Source organism: Brachyspira innocens ATCC 29796 (assembly GCF_000384655.1).
Taxonomy (GTDB): Bacteria; Spirochaetota; Brachyspiria; order Brachyspirales; family Brachyspiraceae; genus Brachyspira; species Brachyspira innocens.
This window is the reverse complement of the sequence record NZ_ARQI01000114.1, coordinates 22,637-44,177: the sequence shown is the minus strand read 5'-3', so window position 1 is coordinate 44,177 and position 21,541 is coordinate 22,637. Positions and strand designations below refer to the sequence as shown.

The 21,541-nt window shown below is 28.3% G+C and carries 18 protein-coding genes and 1 tRNA gene; 12 read left to right on the top strand and 7 right to left on the bottom strand.

The window, feature by feature from the left end; all coding sequences use genetic code 11:
• Window positions 1–71: 71 nt before the first annotated feature.
• Both F811_RS0108660 and F811_RS0108655 read right to left on the bottom strand, forming a co-directional pair.
• Entirely contained in the window at window positions 72–758 is a 687-nt protein-coding gene (locus tag F811_RS0108660) for a hypothetical protein (protein ID WP_020004856.1), read from the bottom strand.
• Between the two features lie 10 nt (window positions 759–768).
• Window positions 769–1,461: a hypothetical protein gene (locus tag F811_RS0108655; RefSeq protein WP_020004855.1), complete on the bottom strand. Its 693-nt coding sequence runs from the start codon at window positions 1,459–1,461 to the stop codon at window positions 769–771.
• 881 nt (window positions 1,462–2,342) lie between these two features.
• Here F811_RS0108655 and F811_RS17115 point away from each other — a divergent pair.
• A complete protein-coding gene (locus F811_RS17115) occupies window positions 2,343–2,471 on the top strand; it encodes a hypothetical protein (protein ID WP_281167085.1) in 129 nt (42 codons plus the stop codon).
• Window positions 2,472–2,726: 255 nt separating this feature from the next.
• On the opposite strand, the gene F811_RS0108645 is transcribed toward F811_RS17115, so the two are convergent.
• Window positions 2,727–3,626 (bottom strand): ABC transporter substrate-binding protein, encoded by a 900-nt coding sequence (locus F811_RS0108645; protein ID WP_020004853.1) that lies wholly within the window; start codon window positions 3,624–3,626, stop codon window positions 2,727–2,729.
• A 34-nt stretch (window positions 3,627–3,660) separates the two neighbouring features.
• Complete coding sequence (nadD, locus tag F811_RS0108640; RefSeq protein ID WP_020004852.1) at window positions 3,661–4,242, bottom strand: nicotinate (nicotinamide) nucleotide adenylyltransferase; 582 nt, start codon at window positions 4,240–4,242, stop codon at window positions 3,661–3,663.
• A gap of 127 nt (window positions 4,243–4,369) precedes the next feature.
• Between nadD and F811_RS16520 the strand changes: the two genes are divergently transcribed.
• The 8 genes from F811_RS16520 to F811_RS0108605 all read left to right on the top strand — a co-directional run bounded on the left by F811_RS16520 (window position 4,370) and on the right by F811_RS0108605 (window position 13,248).
• Window positions 4,370–4,459, top strand: a tRNA-Sec gene (locus F811_RS16520).
• Window positions 4,460–4,573: 114 nt separating this feature from the next.
• A complete protein-coding gene (gene selA / locus F811_RS0108635) occupies window positions 4,574–5,929 on the top strand; it encodes an L-seryl-tRNA(Sec) selenium transferase (protein ID WP_020004851.1) in 1,356 nt (451 codons plus the stop codon).
• A 328-nt stretch (window positions 5,930–6,257) separates the two neighbouring features.
• Entirely contained in the window at window positions 6,258–8,075 is a 1,818-nt protein-coding gene (gene selB / locus F811_RS0108630) for a selenocysteine-specific translation elongation factor (RefSeq protein ID WP_020004850.1), read from the top strand.
• A 123-nt stretch (window positions 8,076–8,198) separates the two neighbouring features.
• Window positions 8,199–10,205 carry a hypothetical protein gene (locus F811_RS0108625; RefSeq protein ID WP_020004849.1) on the top strand — a complete coding sequence of 669 codons (2,007 nt, stop codon included), beginning with the start codon at window positions 8,199–8,201 and terminating at the stop codon, window positions 10,203–10,205.
• A gap of 29 nt (window positions 10,206–10,234) precedes the next feature.
• Window positions 10,235–11,482 carry a histidine--tRNA ligase gene (gene hisS / locus F811_RS0108620; RefSeq protein WP_020004848.1) on the top strand — a complete coding sequence of 416 codons (1,248 nt, stop codon included), beginning with the start codon at window positions 10,235–10,237 and terminating at the stop codon, window positions 11,480–11,482.
• A 73-nt stretch (window positions 11,483–11,555) separates the two neighbouring features.
• Window positions 11,556–12,563, top strand: coding sequence for an endolytic transglycosylase MltG (gene mltG / locus F811_RS0108615; RefSeq protein WP_020004847.1), 1,008 nt, complete (start codon window positions 11,556–11,558; stop codon window positions 12,561–12,563).
• Window positions 12,564–12,567: 4 nt separating this feature from the next.
• Window positions 12,568–12,909 carry a DUF5674 family protein gene (locus tag F811_RS0108610; protein ID WP_026364393.1) on the top strand — a complete coding sequence of 114 codons (342 nt, stop codon included), beginning with the start codon at window positions 12,568–12,570 and terminating at the stop codon, window positions 12,907–12,909.
• A 9-nt stretch (window positions 12,910–12,918) separates the two neighbouring features.
• Window positions 12,919–13,248, top strand: coding sequence for a hypothetical protein (locus F811_RS0108605; RefSeq protein ID WP_020004845.1), 330 nt, complete (start codon window positions 12,919–12,921; stop codon window positions 13,246–13,248).
• Between the two features lie 3 nt (window positions 13,249–13,251).
• On the opposite strand, the gene F811_RS0108600 is transcribed toward F811_RS0108605, so the two are convergent.
• The 3 genes from F811_RS0108600 to F811_RS0108590 all read right to left on the bottom strand — a co-directional run bounded on the left by F811_RS0108600 (window position 13,252) and on the right by F811_RS0108590 (window position 15,506).
• Window positions 13,252–13,857 (bottom strand): HNH endonuclease family protein, encoded by a 606-nt coding sequence (locus tag F811_RS0108600; protein WP_020004844.1) that lies wholly within the window; start codon window positions 13,855–13,857, stop codon window positions 13,252–13,254.
• Between the two features lie 74 nt (window positions 13,858–13,931).
• Window positions 13,932–15,047 carry a M24 family metallopeptidase gene (locus F811_RS0108595; RefSeq protein WP_020004843.1) on the bottom strand — a complete coding sequence of 372 codons (1,116 nt, stop codon included), beginning with the start codon at window positions 15,045–15,047 and terminating at the stop codon, window positions 13,932–13,934.
• A gap of 18 nt (window positions 15,048–15,065) precedes the next feature.
• A complete protein-coding gene (locus F811_RS0108590; protein ID WP_020004842.1) occupies window positions 15,066–15,506 on the bottom strand; it encodes a type II 3-dehydroquinate dehydratase in 441 nt (146 codons plus the stop codon).
• A gap of 308 nt (window positions 15,507–15,814) precedes the next feature.
• On the opposite strand from F811_RS0108590, the gene tyrS reads away from it, so the two are divergent.
• The 3 genes from tyrS to F811_RS0108575 all read left to right on the top strand — a co-directional run bounded on the left by tyrS (window position 15,815) and on the right by F811_RS0108575 (window position 21,473).
• The gene (gene tyrS, locus F811_RS0108585; RefSeq protein WP_020004841.1) at window positions 15,815–17,005 is read left to right on the top strand and encodes a tyrosine--tRNA ligase; all 1,191 of its coding nucleotides are present in this window, start codon (window positions 15,815–15,817) and stop codon (window positions 17,003–17,005) included.
• A gap of 26 nt (window positions 17,006–17,031) precedes the next feature.
• On the top strand, window positions 17,032–19,971 hold the full coding sequence (locus F811_RS0108580) for an LPS-assembly protein LptD (protein ID WP_033425247.1): 2,940 nt from the start codon (window positions 17,032–17,034) through the stop codon (window positions 19,969–19,971).
• Between the two features lie 71 nt (window positions 19,972–20,042).
• Window positions 20,043–21,473: an ankyrin repeat domain-containing protein gene (locus tag F811_RS0108575; protein ID WP_020004839.1), complete on the top strand. Its 1,431-nt coding sequence runs from the start codon at window positions 20,043–20,045 to the stop codon at window positions 21,471–21,473.
• Window positions 21,474–21,541 lie beyond the last annotated feature (68 nt).

The window sequence follows — 21,541 nt, the reverse complement described above, 5'->3', positions numbered from 1 at the left end:
ATTATTTTTTGATTAAAAAAAATTGCATACTATTTTTTAAGCATGCAATTTTTATTTTAATTATATAATAATTATCTGTTTACTAAATACGCTCCTATTTGAAAACCTATATCAAATGCTGCTATTGATTCTTTATCTACAGATATATCTTTTAAAAGTCCGTTTTTATCTATATTGATAGGGAAGTCATAATTAGCATATAATCCTAAAGACATCATGAATTTTCCTTTTGTTTTTATTAAAAAGTCAAGAGAAACTTTAACATAAGGTATATAAAAAGTTTCAAATGAATCTTTTATATCTCCAAAATCTAATGAGTATTTGTTGTAGCTGTAGGCATCTCCTTCTTTAGAATATTTTAAAGATAATGGGATTTTTATACCGCCTCCAACACCTATAGAAACAAAACTTATATTAAGTCTTGGAAATAATCCGAATGATATACTATTAAAGTTATAATTTTCTAAAAGTCTTCCACCGTTTACAGTATATTTTAATTCATATTTATCTTTATTGTATCCTATATCAAGCAGCAATGCTGAGGACAAAAAATCATCGTATCCCCAAAATACACCGGGCTGAAATGAAAAAGATGTTTCAAAATCTCTAAAGTCAGTTGTAAATATTTTGCTTCTGTCAGTTGTAGCACTGCTTGCACCAAAACGCCCTACAAAACCTACAACAAAATCAGCAGCGTAAATATTATTTAATGGTAGTAAAAATATAATACTCATCAAACAAACTATTAATTTTTTCATAAAAAACTCCTTAATAATAATAGTCTCTATCTAAACTTATATTTAAATAATAACCAAATTGAACCCCTATATCAAATGCACTTATGGAATCTTTGTTTATTATTGTATCATTTATATAGTTATTATATTGAAAATAAAGAGGAAAATCATAATTTGCATATACGCCTACTAATAAATAATTAAATATAGTAAAGTCAAGAGAAACTTTTATATATGGTATTACAGCTCTTTCAAATATATCGTTTAAATCTCCAAATCTAAATCCGTAACGTCTGTATTTATTATATGATTCTAATTTATAAGTAGCATAAACAGGTATTTTAATTCCGACTCCAGCCCCTAATGATATGAAGCTGAAATTAAATCTTCCATATCCTCCAATTAAAAAACTTTCAAATTGATAATTTTCTGTGGCTCTTTTACCTTCTATTGTATATTTAAAATCATAAGCATCATGACAGTATCCTAAATCTAAAAGTAGTGATAAAGACATAGATGATGATAAATCTTTATTAATACCTATTGAAAAAGAAAGCCCGCTATCAAAATCTCTGAAACTGGACGGAAATATCTTTGATGAATTAGTATTTGCCCCGCTAATACCAAATTGACTTACAAGACCAATTGCTAAATTAAGAGCATTTAAATTATAGGTAAATGCTAGTAATATGAAAAAACTTGCAAAAAGCAGCCTTTTTCTCAAAATATAAACCCCCATTTATAATTTGTACCTATATATAGTATACTATAAAAAATATATAAAGTCAATTAAATAAAATTATAATAAAAAATATAACGTATATGTAATTATATATAAATATGAAATTTCTGTATTTTTTTATAATTGCGGCTATTATATTATGTATGTAATTAGCAATTATTATAATATTAAAAATTATAACGAATATATATGAAAATGATGAAGTATAGATTTTTAGGCAAAATACAGAAAATATTATACCAATAGTATTTGATATTATATATATAATCTGAGTAATCAATTTGCATTCTTTATCTATCCTAAATAAAAACATGTTTATTATAAATAATACTTGAAATATAATACAGACATATAATAAAATATTATGATTATTAAATAAGTTATAAATTATAATCAATATAGAAGCAGTACTTATAAATAAAGATAAAGTCCTAGAAATATTTATTGATAATTTTGTATTTGGCATTTTATTATATATTATATAAGAAAAATATATTACTGAAACTGTAATCAGAGTAAATATAGAAAGTAGTATCTTTATATTTTTTAAGTTATTTTTTAATAGAGATTTTACAAGTATTTTTATATCTATTTTGCCGTTAAAATAGAGTAAAGCAAATACTGTTCCTATTATTAGAAACATAATGAAAAATATAAGAAAACTCCATATAATAATCTCTGCGGTCATAGTGTAGAAATCGTATAAATTATTAAGTTTTTTTATATCATATTTTATATATGATAAAGCGGATATGAAAAGCATAATAAAGTTTGCTGCCGTTATATGAACTATAAGATTTATAAAAAGTTTGGTATTCTCTAAAGGATTTAATAATACTTTATATTTTAAATTGTATAAATAAATGGCTGTTAAAAAAATAAGTACAAATGATATTAATATAGATTTAACACTTATAGGATTTAATACAAATAAAAATGTGAATATAAAAAAAGTTAATGGAATTAAAAAAGAGAAAAATATTTTTATATAAAATATAAAATTCTCACTTAAAACAGTTTCTAGTAATGCTAAATTGGTATCAGAGTTAATTTTTGGAATATTGATGCTAAATATAGAAATAATATATATAGAAGATATTAATAGTATAAAGCTAATGCCTATAACTATATTAAAGTTTCTTATTATATTTTTATAAGCATTAGTATTTATATTATTTTTATCAATGTTTTCCACTTTATCAAAGCCTTATAGATTATTTTTGTATTTGATTTTTTTATATTATTTTTTATTTTTCTATATAATAAAAGTTATCATTAGGTATTTTGCCGCCTATTAATTTTTTATCAAAATTATACAAAAAATTATAATAGCTATTTAAAGCGAATTTCATTTTTTCTCCATCATAAAAAACTAATCCCATTCTGTTTAATCCGTAATATGCAGCTTCAGCATTTATTATCATGTTTCTTTCTTTTATAAGATTTTTCATTTCTTCTTTATTGTTTATAATATAATCAGTAGAGTTTTTGTATTCATTTAATATTTCTTTTACAAGCATTTTATTATGATTTATAAAATAATTTTTTGCTATAAGTACAGCTACAGGGTAATCATCAATATATTTTGACATTTCAACAACTATATGCACATCTTTATTTTCAAGCATTGCAGATGATACAAAAGGCTCTGGAAGTATAGCTATATCCGCATTTTTTGATGCTACTGCTTTTGATAAATCTGGATTGCTTAAAGAATAATTAATATTAACATTTGGAATTTGCTCTTTTGAAATTAAATACTGAAGCATTAAATCAGGTGCGGCTAATTTAGTACCGCAGTATACAGTATTATTTTTTATATCGTTTATAGTTTGTATTTTATTATTAGCAGATACTATAAAAAGTTTTGTTTCTGATATTACGGCTATAACTTTATAATCTAATTGTCTGTTAAAAATTATGGCAGCCATATTAGCAGGTATTGCCGCTATATCAGCCTCTCCTTTAACTATCAATGAAAGCATATTATTTGGGGCATTTACAGTATTTATAGTTATTTTATTGTAGTCTTTCATCATTTTTAAACCGCCTATTCCAGTAGGTCCGTTAAGAAGATACATTTTTTGAGAGTAAAGGCTGTTTATAAAAATAAAAAGTATTATTAATATTAATTTTATATTTTTCATATTATTCTCCTATATTATTTTATGTTTATGCAATTTATAAATACAATTTTTTTGATACTATATAATCATAAACTTTATCTTTTACAAAATATCTAAATCCTTTTTTTTCTTTTATTCTATCTCTGATGAGGCTTGAAGATATATCTATACGCGGAGCCATTATTACTTTGATATTGTATTTATCAATATGTTCTTTATATAGGTTTTTATCGTCTTCTCGGTTTACAACAGTTATGTCGGATATTTCAGAAATTTTTTGAGGTTCTCTCCATTTATCAAAATCTCTCACAAGGTCAGCACCTATTATAAGACCGATTTTTCCTTCAATATCATAATTTTTATATAGATAATTCAATGTGTTTATAGTATATGAAACTCCATCATTGTTAAGTTCATATTCATCTAATAAAAATCTTTCATCATCTTCTATAGAAAGTTTAAGCATATTGAGCCTGTCATCATTTGATACTTTTCCGCTTATATTTTTATGCGGAGGAATCTTTGCTGGTATAAAAATTACTTTATCATAATTGCAGTTAGTTATAACAGTATCAGCAAGTATTAAATGTCCAAGATGCGGAGGGTCAAAAGTTCCTCCTAAAATAGCAATTTTCATTTATGATAATCCTCTTTTTATTTAATTATATTTTAATAATGATAATTTGCAATATATTAATAATTGGTGAAATAAATAACAAAAAAAATTGACATAAAATAAAAAATGATATATTATTGTATTGCTTGGAGGTAGATGAGGCCCGGTGGTCTCCGCGCTCTTCAAAAGCGTTGGACGCTATAGCAGCGTTGGCAGGTTCAACTCCTGCCTCTTCCGATAAATAGGCGGCTGTAAAAAGTATAGTATGATTAAATTACTACTAATAATGAAAAATAGTCTCTTATCTTGAAGTATATTTTATTTTTTTATATAAAAAAGAGAGGGACTAATAATGAACAATAAATTCAACTTGGTACAAACCAATACAGTATTAGAGCATGATTCTATAAAACCATATTATGAAATTCTTTCACGTCCAATTATAGCAGATATTATAAGAGATACTTTAGATAAACTAAGAATAGAACTAAAAAATAATCCTAATTTTTCTCCCACCAAAGATGATATAATAAAACTTTGTGAGAAAAAAATAAAACAGAAATCTAATCTCCCAATAAAAAGAGTAATTAATGCCACAGGCACAATTATGCATACCAATTTGGGACGTTCTCCTATAGATTCAGAAGTTTGGGATAAAGTTAAGCTTTTAAATATATGCAGCAATAATCTTGAATATAACATTAATAATGAAGGCAGAGGAATAAGAGGCGAGTTTTTGTATTCGCTTTTAGCAAAATTAACTGGTGCCGAAGATGCTTTGGTTGTTAATAATAATGCAGCAGCTGTATTTTTAATATTAAAGACTTTGGCTACTGATAAAGAGGTTATTGTTTCTAGAGGAGAGCAGGTTCAGATAGGCGGAGGTTTTAGAATACCTGATATATTAAGAGAGGCAGGAGCTAAACTTGTAGAAATAGGTACAACTAATATAGTAACTATAAAAGATTATGAAGAAGCTTTAAGAGAAAATACTGCTATGATACTTAAAGTACATGCATCAAATTTCAAAATAAGAGGATTTGTTAAGCACCCATCATTTAAAAAGATAAGAGACGCTATACCAAATAATATACCATTAGTTTATGATGAGGGAGCTGGAATATTTGATGAGAGTATGAGTGAAGAAGAGCATGTAAAATCAGCTTTAAGAAGCGGAGTTGATTTGGTATGTTTTTCTGGTGATAAAATGTTTTCAAGTGTGCAGGCAGGTATTATAGTAGGAAAGAAAGAATATATAGAGAGAATATACAAACACCCTTTGATGAGGGCTTTCAGATGCGGGAAAACTGTACTTTCCATATTGGAAAAAAGTGTTATAAAAAGACTTAATACTGAAGGGCAGTTCAAAGGATATTGTGAGACTTTATTGTCAGTTAAACCCGAAATCATAAAACAAAAAGCTTTAAAAATCATAGAAAATATTGAAGGCTTTGAAGTTATTGAAGAATTGGTTGAAACAGGAGGCGGTGCTATGGCCGATACTTTTTATCCGTCTTATGCAATCAGTTTTAAGCCTAAGGATATAAAAGCCGTTATTAAGTTTATGCATAATTTGGATGTGCCTATTATACCGAAAGTTAAGAAAGATTCTGTATTGATATACGTTATAACTATAAAAGATGAAGATATAGATTATGTAAAAGAGGTTTTAATAAAAATAAAGAATGGTAATTTTTTAGCAGTTTAATATTGAATGTGAAAATATTATAAGGATAAGTTTATCACTAGCAATTATTATAATGCTAAATATTGTGAGCGTCTAGTAAATTTATTTATCATACAGCAAATAGCTAACAATTTTTATTAGAAGCAATAAAAAATTAGCCGAGCCAGCCATACCAATGGCACAGATGTGTGAATAAATTTATTTATTCACTTTTTTAATGCGAGGCGACCAAGTAGGCACCCTTACGGGTGACATAGCAATGAACAAGTGAGCCGAAGCCAGAAAATAAATTTATTTATTTGCTATTTATAGGCGTAGGCGAACATAGCAATAATAGGAGTTTCATAGTATGAACAGAATTATAGGTACAGCAGGGCATGTTGACCATGGTAAATCGGAATTAATCAAAGCATTAACAGGTATCGCTATGATGCGTTTGCCTGAAGAGAAAAAAAGAGAGATGACTATTGATTTGGGATTTGGTTTTTTCAAGCCTAATGATGATATTACTATTGGTGTAATAGATGTACCAGGTCATGAAAGATTCATAAGAAACATGGTTGCTGGTATGTGGAGCTTGGATTTGGTTATGCTTGTTGTTTGTGCCAGTGAAGGCTGGATGAATATGACAGAAGAACATGCTAAAGTAGCATTGTCTCTTGGTATAAGAAATATTATATGTGTAATGAATAAAATTGATCTAGTTAATGAAGAGAAATTAAAAGAAAGTGAAGAAGATATTAGAAAGAATTTATACAGAATATTTAATAAGGATATAGAGATAGTAAAAGTTTCTGCCTTAAACGGCACTAATATAGATTTATTAAAAGAAAGAGTTACAGATATATTAATTAATGAAAAATATGAAGAAGATATAAAAACGCATATTTATGTTGATAGAGTTTTTTCTATAAAAGGTGCTGGTCTCACTATTACTGGCAGTATTAAAGGAGGCAGTATAAAAAGAGATGATACTCTAATACATTATCCTACAAAAAAAGAAGTTGCTATAAGAAATATTCAGTCCTATCATGAGGACAGAGAAATAGTATATGCAACATCCCGTATAGCTATAAATTTAAAAAACATAAAAAAAGAAGAGATTAGAAGAGGGCATCTTTTATGCGATAAAGACGAAACAGTATTTTTAACAGATGAGATAATACTGGAATTAGTTCATAACAGCGATGTAGAATATTTAAAAAAGATAAAAAATGCAGAGTTTGCTATAGGTACTGAATGTGCGGTAGCTCAGATAATACCTATGTATAAGAGGGCTGTTTATAATGATGCGGATAAAAAGATAAAAACTGATGTTGATATTAGGGAAATAGATGATAGGTTTATAAGATTAAAATTTGATGAGCCTATATCAGTATTTTGGAAAGAAAGAGGCATATTAATAAGTCATGGCGGAAGCAATATAATAGGTACTGGAGATGTATTTTGGGGCAGCAAAACAACACCTCAGATTAGAAAAGGTATAATGGATAATGCCCATGACTTTTTGGGTAAAGTAAAAAGAGATAGATATACTGATTTGGTTATGTCGGTAAATGGATATTCTATTGCTGTAGGAAAACTTCCAGACTATGCAGTAAGTATATCTAATTATTTTGTGAAAAAGGATTATTTAAATAATCTTCTTGAAGAGTCAAAAAAATTAATAGATTCTAAAAAAGATGGGTTTTCTTTTGAAGATATAAGAAATCATCTCAATATAGATAATGCCTTTACAAAACCTTTTATAGATTATTTAGTTCAAAATAAAATCATAATGCCTTTTAATAATATATACAAGAAATATAGCCAAAGTATTGATTTAACTAATTCTCAGAAATTATTATTAGATAAACTAAAAAAAGAAGATTTAAACGGATTAGATGAGAAAGCCATAAAGACATTTCCTAATGGAATGAAAGATATAAAAGTATTATCTGCTTCTAAGCAGGCTATGTATCTTGAAGAGGGTATATATTATCATATAGATGTATACAATAGAGTAAAAAATTTAATAATGAAAAATTCTAAACCTAAAGATATTATAACAATAGCCTTTGTCAAAGAAAAAACAGGTCTTTCAAGAAAATATGTAATACCGCTTTTAAATGCTTTGGAAAGAGAAAAACTTCTAAAGCGTCAGGGTAATGATAGGGTGGTAATTTAATATATAGTCAAAAATCAAAGTGCATTATACTTGATATTATATTTTTTTATAGTAAAATATGATTAAGTTTTTTAACAGATGTCGATATTTTAACGAATAGTATAAAAATATTTGGAGATAACAATGAAAAAAATCATTTATACTGCATTGGCATTACTTTTTTCTTTGCCTTTATTCGCCCAAAATAATATAACATTTCCAGAATATATAGAGGATTTGCAGGATAAAGCTCCTAAAAGATCTATAGAATGGTTTAAGAAAAATGGTTATTCTTATGAATATGGAGTTAATAGATATGTTTTTGATTTTTATAGAGGAGTAAGCAGATATTTATCATTTGTAAAGTTTAAGGCAGCTAGAACAGAAGTTAATAGGGCAGCAAGTGATTTCAGACAGGCTTTAGAACTTCCTAATGATCCAGTATACTCTTATAATGACAGAGCATTTTTGTATATAGGAGGCATACTTACTATTTTACCGGGAGATAAAGAACTTCCAGCAAGAATATTCAAATATTATGCTGATAACTGTAAAACTTCAAATCCTAATTATGCTACAGCTATATATTGGAGTATGTATTTAAGCTATATAACTCCTATGGTATACAGCAGCTATTATGAAACATTAGATATACTCTCAAGAAATCCAGAAAACACAATATACGATTATTTTACAGGCGATAATAAAAGTATTACAGAAATGATGAAGAATTTAAAATCTCCTGAAAATATGACGCAAAGAGTTTATGAGTGGACTACTTCAAATATGGATGTGTATACTCTTATTAAAAACTCTATTCCTATACTTCCAGAAGAAGAAGGATTATCTACATTTACATCAGAGAAGTTTGCTGTTTTTGAAAGATATGCTCCTACTAAGGAAATTGAAGATATAGAAAAAGAAATAGAAGAAAAAAATGAAGAAGATTTAGTAGAAAATAGGGTAGCACCTGAAGAAAAGAAAGAGTTAGATGAACTTCAGGATATAGCTAAAAAAGAAAAAACACCTGAAAATGCTTCAAATAGAAGAATACCAGCTATAGAAGAAGAAATACTTGATGAAATAGTAATAGAAGATCCAGAGGTTATACCTAGTGAAGATGCAGAAAAAATATTATATCCATTAACTATTTTAATAGATAAAAATCCTAATAATGGGAATATAGGTGTTGATATAGAAGACTATTCATTTAATACAGATATTTCTACTAATTTTATTATAGAAGTTTCAGAAGGTACATACGATGCTTATATATCTTTTGGAGATAAATTATATACTAATAGTGTAAAAGTAGAAAAAGACAAATATAATTTATTTTCTATAATAATAGAAGATCATTATACTAATGAAAATACTAATATTTCAGAAGAAAATAAAGAGGATGCTGAAGAAACTTTAACAAATAGTAATGAAGTTAGCGAAACATTGGAAGAAGAAAATACAGAAGATGTTTCTTTAACTGTAGGAAAAGAAAATACACCTGTTAATAAATATGACGGCAATGCAGAAAATACTAGAAATATAATAAGAGAAGTATTATCAAGACCTGCAAAAGTTGCAACAGATTGGTTTAACACCAACCCTTATAATGAATATATGGGAATATCTGTAGAAGAATACACTTACTATAGAGGCGTTGCTTATTACTCAAGATTTTTAAATGAGGGCAGAAGATCTTCCGAGTTTGCAGCTCAGGCAAAATCCGATTTAACATTTGCGTACAATAAAAAAGATAATTCTAATCTTTTGATGAGAACAAGACTTTATTTGGGTGCTGTTAATTTATTTGCCTATAATGATTTATATGAAGCTGATAAAATGTTTGCTGAAGTAGGTTCTTCTCTTACTGAAGATCATAGATATTACCCTACAGTTCTTTATTGGAGAGCTAGAATAGGTGTTGCTGATGAGACTCAGAGAAATAATTTTATAAATATACTTGCTTCAAAACCTAAAGATACTCAAATACTTGATTATTCTTCTACTATGTTTAAAGATTTATCAGTTATGCCTTCTTATGAAAATAAAATAACAGGTATAAGAGCAGTAAAAAGTTCAAAACCTTTATATGAACCTCCAAAAAATATTTCCAAAGCTGGAAGCAGTAAAACACAAGAGATTTTAAATTAAACAATAAATTAATACTAGGATAAGTTGAGATGTTAGATATAAAAAAACCAAGAGGAACTAATGACTTTTTCTATGATTCTTCCAAAAGATTGGAGTTTATAGAAAATAAGATAAAAGAGATAGTAAAACTTTATGGATACGGCAGAATAAGAACTCCTTTATTTGAATATACAGACCTTTTTACAAGAGGAATAGGAGAAGGTACTGATATTGTAGGAAAGGAGATGTTTACTTTTGAAGATAGGGGAGGACGTTCTCTTACTTTAAGACCTGAAGGCACAGCATCTGTGGCAAGAGCATATGTAGAAAACTCTATGCAAAATGAGTTTGCTATAAATAAATTATTCTATTTAGGCACTATGTACAGAGCTGAACGTCCTCAGAAAGGAAGATACAGAGAGTTCAATCAATTCGGTGTAGAATGTATAGGAGGAACTTCTCCTTTAATAGATGCTGAAATAATTCTTCTTAACATAAATGTATTAAAAGAATTTGGAATTGATAATGTAAATCTTTTAATAAATACAGTAGGCTGTTCTAAATGTAAAGGAGCTTATAATAATGCTCTTAAAGAAGCTATAGGAAGCAGAAAAGATGATCTTTGCGAAACTTGTCAAAAAAGATATGAGGGAAATATTTTAAGAATATTAGACTGCAAAAATGAGAAATGCAAAGAAACTATAAAAGACATACCAAAATTTTATGATTATGTATGCGATGAGTGTAAAGAGCATTTTGATAAATTATGTGATGAGCTTACAAGAATAGGTCAGAACTTTACAGTTGATCATATGCTTGTACGCGGGCTTGATTATTATACAAAAACTGCTTTTGAAGTGCAGACTAATGCATTAGGAGCTCAAAGTGCTATACTTGGCGGCGGAAGATATGATAATTTGATTGGTCTTTTCAATAATGGTAAAGATGTTCCTGCTGTAGGAAGTGCTATGGGTATTGAGAGGCTTTTGCTTGTGCTTGAAAGTAAGGATAATATTATTACAGACAGACTTGATGTTTTTATTGTTGCTTTTAAAGAGACTGAAAATAATGTTTTGAAAATTATGCAGACATTAAGAGCTAATAATATAAGCTGTGATTATGATTTTGCATGCAAGTCTGTAAAAAGTCAGTTTAAATCTGCAAATAAAAGAAATGCCAAATATGCTTTAGTTCTTGGAGAAGATGAGTTAAAAAGAGAAATGTGTAAATTAAAAAATATGGACACTGGCGAAGAGAAAGAAGTATCGTTAAATGATATACATTCCAATATTAAATGATATTAAAAACTTATTACATAAAGATTAATCATCTGTTTTAATCTAAAAATAATAATTTATATAGAGAATAATTATGAAAAAATTGCTTATTATATTAATAATATTAGCTGCCGTAGTATCGGCTTCTTCTGCGGCATTTATACAATACATGATTAGTCCAGTAGGCGGTGATAGTGATAAAGTATATTTTGAAATAAAGCAGGGAGAAGGTGCTTCTACAATAGCTAAAAAATTAGAGCTTCAGGGACTTATAAGAAATTCAAAAATATTTGTTGCTTTTGCTAAATATCTAAAATACGACAGAAAACTTTTAAGCGGATATTATCAGGTAGATAGAAGTATGAGTATGATAGATATTATGAAGCATCTTAACAGCGGTAAGCAGGCTATGGTAAGACTTACTATTGCTGAGGGAAAAAATATTTATGAGATAGGTGCTTATCTTGAGGCTCAAGGCTTTACCACCAAAAAAGAATTTTTAGAAGTATGCCATGACAAAGAAATACTACAAAAATACAATATTCCTTCCGACAGTGTTGAGGGATATATATTTCCTTCCACATACTATATAGTTAAAGGCAATCCTACAAAAGTATTGGTTACATATATGATAGATTCTTTATTTAAACAGTTTCCAGATTTAGAAGATAGAGCTAAAAAAATAGGACGCAGTGTTCATGAAGTACTTACTATGGCTTCTATAGTAGAAAAGGAAATGGGGCCTTTAGATGATCCTAAACTTATATCTTCAGTATACTATAACAGATTAAATATTGATAAAAGACTTGAAGCAGATCCTACTACGATATATGCTATGACATTAGTAAAAGGTGATTATATAGAAAAACCAAATCTTAAATATGCTGACCTTCGTATGGAACATCCTTATAACACATATAAAAATACTGGACTTCCTCCTGGACCTATATGTTCTGCTGGTGCTAAGGCTATAGAGGCTGCTTTAAATCCTGCCGATACTGATTATATTTTCTTTGTTGCTGATGGCACTGGTAAACATGCTTTTTCTGTTACTTATGAAGAGCATGTTGAAAATATTAACAGATATATTTTTAAGAGATAAGTTTATGATTATAATAAAAGATAGTATTGATTTAGAAGAGATAAAAAGTATGCTGGGGAATTTTTTTCCAGAAATGGTTAAAGGTGTTGTTGATATAGAAAAAAAATATTTGGCATTAGACGCTGAGCTTCATAGTGATTTAGAGGCTTTATTAATAGAAAATGGATCTTCTCAAAGGGATTTATGGGGAATTAATATATATCCAGAATTAGAGGATGAAGATTTTATAGAATTTGATTCTCTTATAAATATACGCCCTATAGATAATAATAGAACAAGATATGTTGAAGATGAGAATATTAGAAATGATATAATAAATATTGTTAATAACATTGTAAAAAGATAGGGTGATGTTATGGGATATGTACATAAAGATTTAGCTAACGGCAGATGGAAAACGTTCACTTTAGCACAGCAGATGGGCAATATTGGAAGCGAAGTATACAGAGCAATACGTTTTAAAAAGAAAAATAATATAGAGTATTCTAAAAATGCAGCTTACAGAGCATTAGAATTAATTGATTTAACTATAGAAGCACAATATAAAAAGCATAGTATTAAAGAGTTTACAAGACTTAGAGAGGTTATATGTGATTATCTTCTTGGGAGTAATGAATTTCATACAGATGAAAGCATTATGAAATATTTTGACAGCTTTGCTTATATGGCTAATAAAAATAAATAATAATCATTTTCCTCTGCATACTCGGTTTGAAACTTCATCAAAACCTTCTTCTATAGTAAGCCCCCAATCAGTTTTTATTTTATACCATTCACGTACATATTCGCATTGATATTCTTCATTAGGAGGCAGCCATTCAACTGGAGATTTATCGCCTTTAGAACGATTTGCTCCTTTTGATACTGCTATTAAATGATTTTCATTTTTCATATAATTATAATATTCGTTCTTCTTTTCTTTACTCCAATTACTTGCACCGCTTTCATAAGCATTTTTTAAAGGCACTAAATGATCTATATCCAAATCTCTTGCATTGGTAAAATATTTGCCTGTAAACTTATCGTACCATTTTCCTGATATTACTCTGTTATTTGATATAACTGGTTTTATTAGCGACTCTCTTGCAAGTACTTCATGTCTGGTATTAAGTCCATCATTATCTTCATCAATCCAATCTCCCCAATCATCTCTATTATATCTTGTTACAGTTTGTTTTTGAGTTTTTTCTGTATCTTTTTTAATATATATATTATTATAATAGTAGTAGATAGATGCAATTATAATAATGAGTATTATTATAATTGGTGATGATTTTTTCTTTCTTCTTGCCATATATTTTTCCTAATTAAAATATTATAACTATTTTTATTTAATATATATCTTAAAAAGAATAAGTCAATATTTTATTATAATACTATAAGGTCTGTAGGAGTATTATTCATAGAAACACCCCCTTCTTTAGTTACTATTACCATATTCTCTATTCTAACTCCGCCCAAATTAGGTACATATATACCTGGCTCAATTGTAACAATAGATCCTCCGTCAAGTATATGGTCAACTAGAGGTGAAAGTCTAGGAGATTCATGTATTTCAAGACCAACACTATGACCAAGTCCATGTCCGAAATATTGTCCGTATCCATTACTTTTTATAATTTCTCTTGCGGCATTATCTACTTCTTTTCCTAATACTCCAGAATGTACAGCTTCTATTGCTTTGAGATGAGCTGTTCTTACTATATTGTATATTTTACTCATCTCTTCAAAATGCTCTCCTTTGCCGAAGAAAAATGTTCTAGTGATATCGCTTTTGTATCCGTCTTTTGACAAACCAAAATCCATAAGTATATTATCGCCTAATTTCAATTTTCTATCCGAAGGCACACCATGAGGAAGAGAAGTTCTATCTCCAAAAAGCAAAATAGTATCAAATGCTGTTTTATCTCCTCCTTCCTTACGCATTTGATATTCAAGTTCGGCTGCAAGTTCATTCTCTGTAACACCTTCTTTTACAAATGCAAGCATTTTAGTCATGGCTTTTTCAGCTCTATTTAAATTATCTTTTATTATTTTAATTTCTGCTTTTTCCTTTACCTGTCTTATAACATCAACATCTATTTTGCTTATTCCTATTTTTATAGAACTATTAACCATTGCAGAAACTATAGCTTCATATTCAGCAAGATAAAGTCCGCTTTTAGCAGCATATACTTCTTTTATGTTGTTTTCTTTGCAGAACTCGGCCAAAGCATCAGCATATGTAGTAGCTACAAGTATAACAGTAGTTTTATGTGTAACTTTTGTAGCATGTTCAGAGTATCTTGAATCTACAAATAAATATTTTTTTCCGCTGCTGATAAGAAGCCAGCCTGCAGTGCCTTTAAATCCTGTTAGATAAAATATATTTTCATTTTTGGTTATGAGCAAATTTTCTTTTGTCAGTTTTAATAATCTGTTTAACCTAGAATCATAATCAAATTTTTTGTTTTCACCGCTTTCATTTAAAGTCAATTTACACATTTTCAAACTCCGTTTATATTAATCATTTCTTTTTTGTATAGAGAGCAAATGAGCCAAAGCTAATATATAACTATTATCTCCGAAACCTGTAATTACACCTAATGCTATATCAGATAAATAACTTTTAGCCCTATAACTTTCAGCCGCATAAACATTTCTCATACTCACTTCTATAAATGGAATATTTGTTGCAAGAAATGCATCTCTTATTGCTATAGAAATATTGGCATATGCTCCTGCATTTATGATGATGTAGTCTGTACTTTCATCATAAGCTCTGTGTATTCTGTCTATTATAGCTCCTTCATGGTTTGACTGAAAGAATGATACTTTAGCACTGCCTAATGCTGCTTCTTTAATTTTTTTTTCAATATCGCCCAGTGTTGTATTTCCAAAAATTTCGGTTTGTGCTGCACCAAGCATATTTGTATTAGGACCGTTGATAACTAATATATTCATATAAGCCTTTTATAAAGAATTTTGATTTTTATTAATAATATACCTATTATAAAAAAAATCAAATGTCATAATTGTGTTATGTTAATTTGTAATTCCTAATTATTGTATTTTTTAATTATGATATTAATATGTATAATGGTTATTGATACAGTGATATATCAATTCGCTTAAACTTTATTATTGCATAGTCATCATTTTATTGATATAAAATTAACATAATAAAAAATCATATTTGACTTTAATTAAAATTTACATTATTATTAGTATCTGTATAATAATATTTTTTATTTATAAAAGGGTTAATCATTATGGAAAAATACACTGTAGAAGAATCTATAGAATTAATTACACGCGGTATAAGCGAAGTTATAGGACTTGAAGAAATAAAAGAAAAATTAAAAAGCGGAAAACAATTAACAGTAAAAGCGGGTTTTGACCCTACAGCACCAGATATACATTTAGGTCATACTGTACTTTTAAGAAAGATGCGACATTTCCAGTTATTAGGTCATAAAGTAGTGTTTTTAATAGGAGATTTTACTGGAAGAATAGGGGATCCTTCTGGAAAAACTAAAACCAGACCTAGACTTACTTTAGAAGATGTATTAAAAAATGCTGAAACATATAAACAGCAGGTTTTTAAAATTTTAGATCCAGAAAAAACTATAGTAGAGTTTAATTCTAAATGGCTTGAAAAAATGAGTTTTGCTGATGTATTAGGATTAACTTCAAGATATACAGTGGCTCAGATGATAGAAAGAGATGATTTTTCTAAAAGATATAAAAATGGTCAGCCTATAAGCATTATGGAGTTTTTGTATCCTTTAGCTCAAGGGTATGACTCTGTTGCTTTAGAATGCGATGTTGAACTTGGAGGTAACGATCAGAAATTTAATCTGCTCGTAGGAAGAACTTTGATGAAGGAATACGGATTGTCTCCTCAGGCTGTTATAACAGTTCCTTTATTAGAAGGACTTGACGGTGTAGAGAAGATGAGTAAATCTCTTGGTAATTATATTGGTATATATGACAGTGCTAAAGATATGTATGGAAAGGCTATGAGCATACCAGATAATTTGATTTCTAAATATATGGAGCTTCTTACTGATATACCTATAGAAGATATAAAAAATTATACTAAATCTATGGAAAGCGGAGAAAATCCTAGAAATATTAAAGGAATATTAGCAAAAGAAATTGTTAAAATATACCATGGAGAAGAAGAAGCAAATAATGCTGAAGATGAGTTTAAAAGGATATTTAGTTCAAAGGGGCTTCCTGATGAAATTGATGAAGTGTCAGTTAATAAAGATGATAATATTTTAAATATATTATCTGTTTGTATGCCTTCAGAAAGTAAATCAAATTTAAAAAGGCTTATTTCTCAGGGAAGTGTTAGTTTGGATAATGAAAAAATTAATGATATAAATACTTTAGTTTCTAAAGAGGGTATTTTAAAAGTTGGAAAACGCAATTTCTTTAAAATTAAATTTTCTTAAACAAAAGCTGTATTTTAGAGGATATAATGCGGATTTTAATTTTGCTTTTATTTACATTTATATTTAATGTATGTTTGTATGCACAAGATACGAATACTCAAAACGCTAATAATAATGTAAATAATACTGCTGCAGCTAATAATGTAGGTGAAAGTGCAATAATGCAGATAAATAAATTTGATGCAAGAAAAAATCCTATATCCTTTATAAATTTAGTAAACTTTACACCATATTATGTACTTCAGGAATATGCCAGAGTTAATAATATAGAAATCTATCCTTATGATACAGAATCTACTTTAAGAGCTAGGATTATAGAAAGACAGGTTAATATAAAGCAGGAGGTTATAACTGATAAAGACCAGATAAAAGAAGTAGCAAGAAATACCATAAATAGAGGAGGTGCTCAGGTAGAACTTATAGGGGCAGATTTTGTTGAACGTTATGAAATAAAAGAGGCAGAAGAAGAGCTTATATCATTATATGGTAATGTTACTATGAGAATGTATAATAATACATTGATAGCAGACAGGGTTGTATATAGCTTAAAAACAGGGGAGGTATTTGCTGCTGGAAATTTAAAGGTAGAGTCTGGAGAAACTACTCTTAATGGCGAGTGGTTTATGCTTAACAGAGAAAATAAAAAAGGTGTTTTGTTTGGGGGCGGTACCAAGTTTATGGGATTTACCGTTGAAGGACGTGTAATAAAATTTAATGATCAGGATTTCTTTGCTGAAAACAGCAGCGTGAGTTTTTCACGTCTTACTCCAGTAGCCCATGACTTTTTAACAAGCAGAGTTTATCTCTGGGACAATAAGAAGATGATGGTATTTAACAGCATTTATAGAGTAGGCCGTCAGCCAGTATTTTATTTTCCTTTATTTCTTCAGAACTATATGGGTACAGGTATAATATCTTCTTTTGGTGAATCGTTGAGAGAAGGTGTTTATATTCAAAATTATAAGATATTTAATTTATACGGAGTGCAGCATAAAATAAGATTTGATGCATATCAAAAATTAGGTTTTCTTATAGGTGATGAAATAAGGTATACTAGTCAGTATCAGGATTTGTCATTAGATGCTATGTTTGCTTTAGGAAGGCAGTATTATTTACTTGATTCTTATATTACTTCTAGTATAGGTTATGGTACTAGGTATGTTAACTATTTTGCTTCAGGTGAAGGCGGAAAATTTGTACCTAGATACAAATTTCAATATGATCATACCATTCAGTTATACAGCAGTCAAAATATTAATAGTTATATTACAGGAAAACTAAATTTAAATAGCGATTTGTATTTTAAATCTGATTTTTATAATCAAAGAGGTCAGTTTGATATATTAACATTCTTTACATCCGTTACAGGCAATTTGCAGGATATAGGTGACAGCTATCCAGAATATTATACAGAAAACTCGGTATATGTTAATAATAATATTTACGGCGTTAATTTAAAAGTTGGTGCTGAATGGGATTTGCAGGCTGTAAGGAATATTTCTGTAGACGTTAATACAAATTTTGACTACTATATGCCTAAACCGTATAAACTTATTCTACCATCTGTAGAAGCTAGTTATAGTTCTGTATTTGGAGATGAAACTTCATATTATTTTCCAGGTCTTAACCTTAATTATAGTTTGAGAGGCAGTTATAATCATACTATTAATTACAAAACTTCTGAAGGTATTGCTTTTTATAATAATCCTATGTTGGACGAACAGCTTAATGATAAACTTGCTGAAAGAAATAATTTAAATTTATACGGTTCTATATCAAGAAACTTTACTAATGATTTTATTAGATTTGTCCCTAATATTAATATGGAGTATTCATATCAAAATAGTATTGATCCTACAGCAGAAGATTTGATTTATGATAAAGATAATACTTATTTGGGATTGGGAACTGGAATGAATTTTTCTATGTTCTTGCCTTATACTATTTTACCTTATAATTTCACGCATTATTTTGAGCCTACAGTAAGATGGGATACTACTTATACATTAAATTATAGATTTAAAGAGAAATATATAGATACTGATGCTATTGGTTCTCAGGTAGGGGAGTTTAATAATCATAACTTTACTACAAAGTTTACACTGGGTGGTACTGGATATAGTTTATTCTTTATTCCAGACTTAAATCTTAATTTGGAAACTTCTATAAGAACTGGTTATGATTTTATACCTACATACAACTCTGAAACTAGAACTTATCAGGTAGAATTTTCTACCAATAAAATGCTTACTACTGAAGTTGGAGCTTCTGCAAGGCTTTTATATAATCAGTCTTACATATCGTATGATATATCAAGAAATTTATTAGGTACTAATTTAACAGTTAATCGTATTAATTCTTATTTTCATTTTCCAATACCTCTTGGAAAGATAACTGACTGGATATTAATAAAGAATAATAAAAAGCCTTTTTTTGATGGTATAATTAATGATTTTAATTTGTATTTTGGTTTTTCTTTTACTCATGATTTTATTAATTACAGATACAATACAGCTGCATTTACTTTTGGTATAGAGCTTCAAGTTTTGGATCAATGGAGATTTAGAATAGCTACTACAAGTGCTAATGAAAAAGCATACAGATATATAAAATCATATGCAGAAAAAGAAAATGAGACTTGGGTTAATCCTTTTTGGGATATTATTAATTCATTTAATTTTTCAGATTCTCAGAAACGTACAGATAGTTTATTTAAATTAAAGTCAATAGAAGCAAGCGTTTGGCATGAATTAGATGGCTGGCAGATTCTTGCTACATTTGCGGTAAGACCTTCAACACTTCCTTCTGACATTACATCAGGTTCTGTAAAAGGGATTTATTGGGATAAAGAGTTTTGGATAGAATTTACTCTTACTGACTTTCCTAATGTTGGACTTCCTAGAAAAGAATATAATCTTAATAGTACAATTACCGATTTGCAGGAGAGTGCTGCTACTACTCAATAGTGTATTTTTCTTTATTACTTATATTATTTATAATTGTTTTATAATGCAGTATATATATGAGAGTTATTATTATGAAAAATATTTTGATTATTTTATTCGTTTTTAGTGTATTTATTTATGCACAGGATATTGAAAATCTTGAAAATATTATTGAAGATTATGAAGTTTTAGAAAATGATTATTATTATAATAGATTAGATAATGATGAAGTTATAAATAATAATCTAGAATATACTGATGTGTATGAGGCAATTGATAATAATGATTTGGAATATATAAAAACAATTATAAGTAATAGTGCCGATATTAATACAAAACTTCCAGATAATTATGAGGATAATTTAGGCGGTGCTACTCCTTTACTATATTCTATATATAAAAATAACAGATATATAACAGAGTTTTTAATAGAGAATGGTGCAGATTTATCCGTAAAAGATTTTAAAACTTGGAACAGTATAATGTATGCGGCTGCTTTTTCTGATTTGTATACATTGTCACTATTGGCAGAAAAAGACAGCACTTTGCTTGACACAAAAACAGAGTTTAATGTAACACCTCTTCATGCAGCAAGTGATTATAATAACCTTGAAGCTATAATGTATTTATGTACGAATTCTAATATAGATATTAATGCAAGAGATATTGACGGCTGGACTCCTCTTTATTATGCAGCTCATTCTAAAAGTATAGAGGCTTATAATTTGCTTATAATGCTTGGGGCTGATAGTACTATTGCTGATAATAATAATGTGCTTCCAGAAACTGTTTTAACTAGAACCATAGAAGAAGAAAATAATGAACTTAGAGATATTGATATTGAATTATTTAAAGCTATAGAAGTTGATGATTATAAAACTATTAGATCTCTTATAAATAGGGGGGCTAATATTAATGCTAAAGATGGTTACGGTTTAAGTGCTTTGCATTTGGCTATAAAAAATAACAGCATAGACTCTCTCAATACACTTATTGTCAACAGAAATATTAATTTGGAATCTAAACTTCCAGAAGGTTATTTTACTCATTTGGGTGATAATTCAAATGACGCTGTGTATATAGGTAAAGCTACTCCGCTTATTTATGCCATATTTAAAAGCAATGGGAGCAGTAAAATAGTAAATGCTCTTATAAGAAAAGGTGCTGATGTTAATGCTGTTGATGAAGAGGGCTGGAGTACTTTTTTATATGCAGCTGCTTTTGGAAACAGTTCAATATTAAGAAGTATTGTATCTAAAAATAAAAATCTTGTTAATAGCAAAACAAAAGATAATGTTACTCCTCTTCATATGGCTGTTGTTTATGATAATATAGACAATATAAAATATTTGGTTAGAAATTTAAAAGTAGATATTAATGCTCAGGATAATGATGGCTGGACTGCTCTTTATTATGCTGCTGCAAACAATAAAAAAGATGCTTATAATCTGCTTTTAAGATTAGGTGCTGATAAAAATATAGCAAATAATGATGGATTAAAACCTGCTGATGTTTTGAAATAAAAGATAATTGTTTATTGTTATTAATAATTTATTGATATATAATTATGTTTACTTGTGATTGAATATTC

What these genes read in the sequence shown, in the direction of transcription:
- F811_RS0108660 (WP_020004856.1), bottom strand. Translation starts at nt 758, where the DNA reads ATGAAAAAATTAATAGTTTGTTTGATGAGTATTATATTTTTACTACCA.
- F811_RS17115 (WP_281167085.1), top strand. Translation starts at nt 2,343, where the DNA reads ATGGCTGTTAAAAAAATAAGTACAAATGATATTAATATAGATTTAACA.
- F811_RS0108645 (WP_020004853.1), bottom strand. Translation starts at nt 3,626, where the DNA reads ATGAAAAATATAAAATTAATATTAATAATACTTTTTATTTTTATAAAC.
- nadD (WP_020004852.1), bottom strand. Translation starts at nt 4,242, where the DNA reads ATGAAAATTGCTATTTTAGGAGGAACTTTTGACCCTCCGCATCTTGGA.
- selA (WP_020004851.1), top strand. Translation starts at nt 4,574, where the DNA reads ATGAACAATAAATTCAACTTGGTACAAACCAATACAGTATTAGAGCAT.
- selB (WP_020004850.1), top strand. Translation starts at nt 6,258, where the DNA reads ATGAACAGAATTATAGGTACAGCAGGGCATGTTGACCATGGTAAATCG.
- F811_RS0108625 (WP_020004849.1), top strand. Translation starts at nt 8,199, where the DNA reads ATGAAAAAAATCATTTATACTGCATTGGCATTACTTTTTTCTTTGCCT.
- hisS (WP_020004848.1), top strand. Translation starts at nt 10,235, where the DNA reads ATGTTAGATATAAAAAAACCAAGAGGAACTAATGACTTTTTCTATGAT.
- mltG (WP_020004847.1), top strand. Translation starts at nt 11,556, where the DNA reads ATGAAAAAATTGCTTATTATATTAATAATATTAGCTGCCGTAGTATCG.
- F811_RS0108610 (WP_026364393.1), top strand. Translation starts at nt 12,568, where the DNA reads ATGATTATAATAAAAGATAGTATTGATTTAGAAGAGATAAAAAGTATG.
- F811_RS0108605 (WP_020004845.1), top strand. Translation starts at nt 12,919, where the DNA reads ATGGGATATGTACATAAAGATTTAGCTAACGGCAGATGGAAAACGTTC.
- F811_RS0108600 (WP_020004844.1), bottom strand. Translation starts at nt 13,857, where the DNA reads ATGGCAAGAAGAAAGAAAAAATCATCACCAATTATAATAATACTCATT.
- F811_RS0108595 (WP_020004843.1), bottom strand. Translation starts at nt 15,047, where the DNA reads ATGTGTAAATTGACTTTAAATGAAAGCGGTGAAAACAAAAAATTTGAT.
- F811_RS0108590 (WP_020004842.1), bottom strand. Translation starts at nt 15,506, where the DNA reads ATGAATATATTAGTTATCAACGGTCCTAATACAAATATGCTTGGTGCA.
- tyrS (WP_020004841.1), top strand. Translation starts at nt 15,815, where the DNA reads ATGGAAAAATACACTGTAGAAGAATCTATAGAATTAATTACACGCGGT.
- F811_RS0108580 (WP_033425247.1), top strand. Translation starts at nt 17,032, where the DNA reads ATGCGGATTTTAATTTTGCTTTTATTTACATTTATATTTAATGTATGT.
- F811_RS0108575 (WP_020004839.1), top strand. Translation starts at nt 20,043, where the DNA reads ATGAAAAATATTTTGATTATTTTATTCGTTTTTAGTGTATTTATTTAT.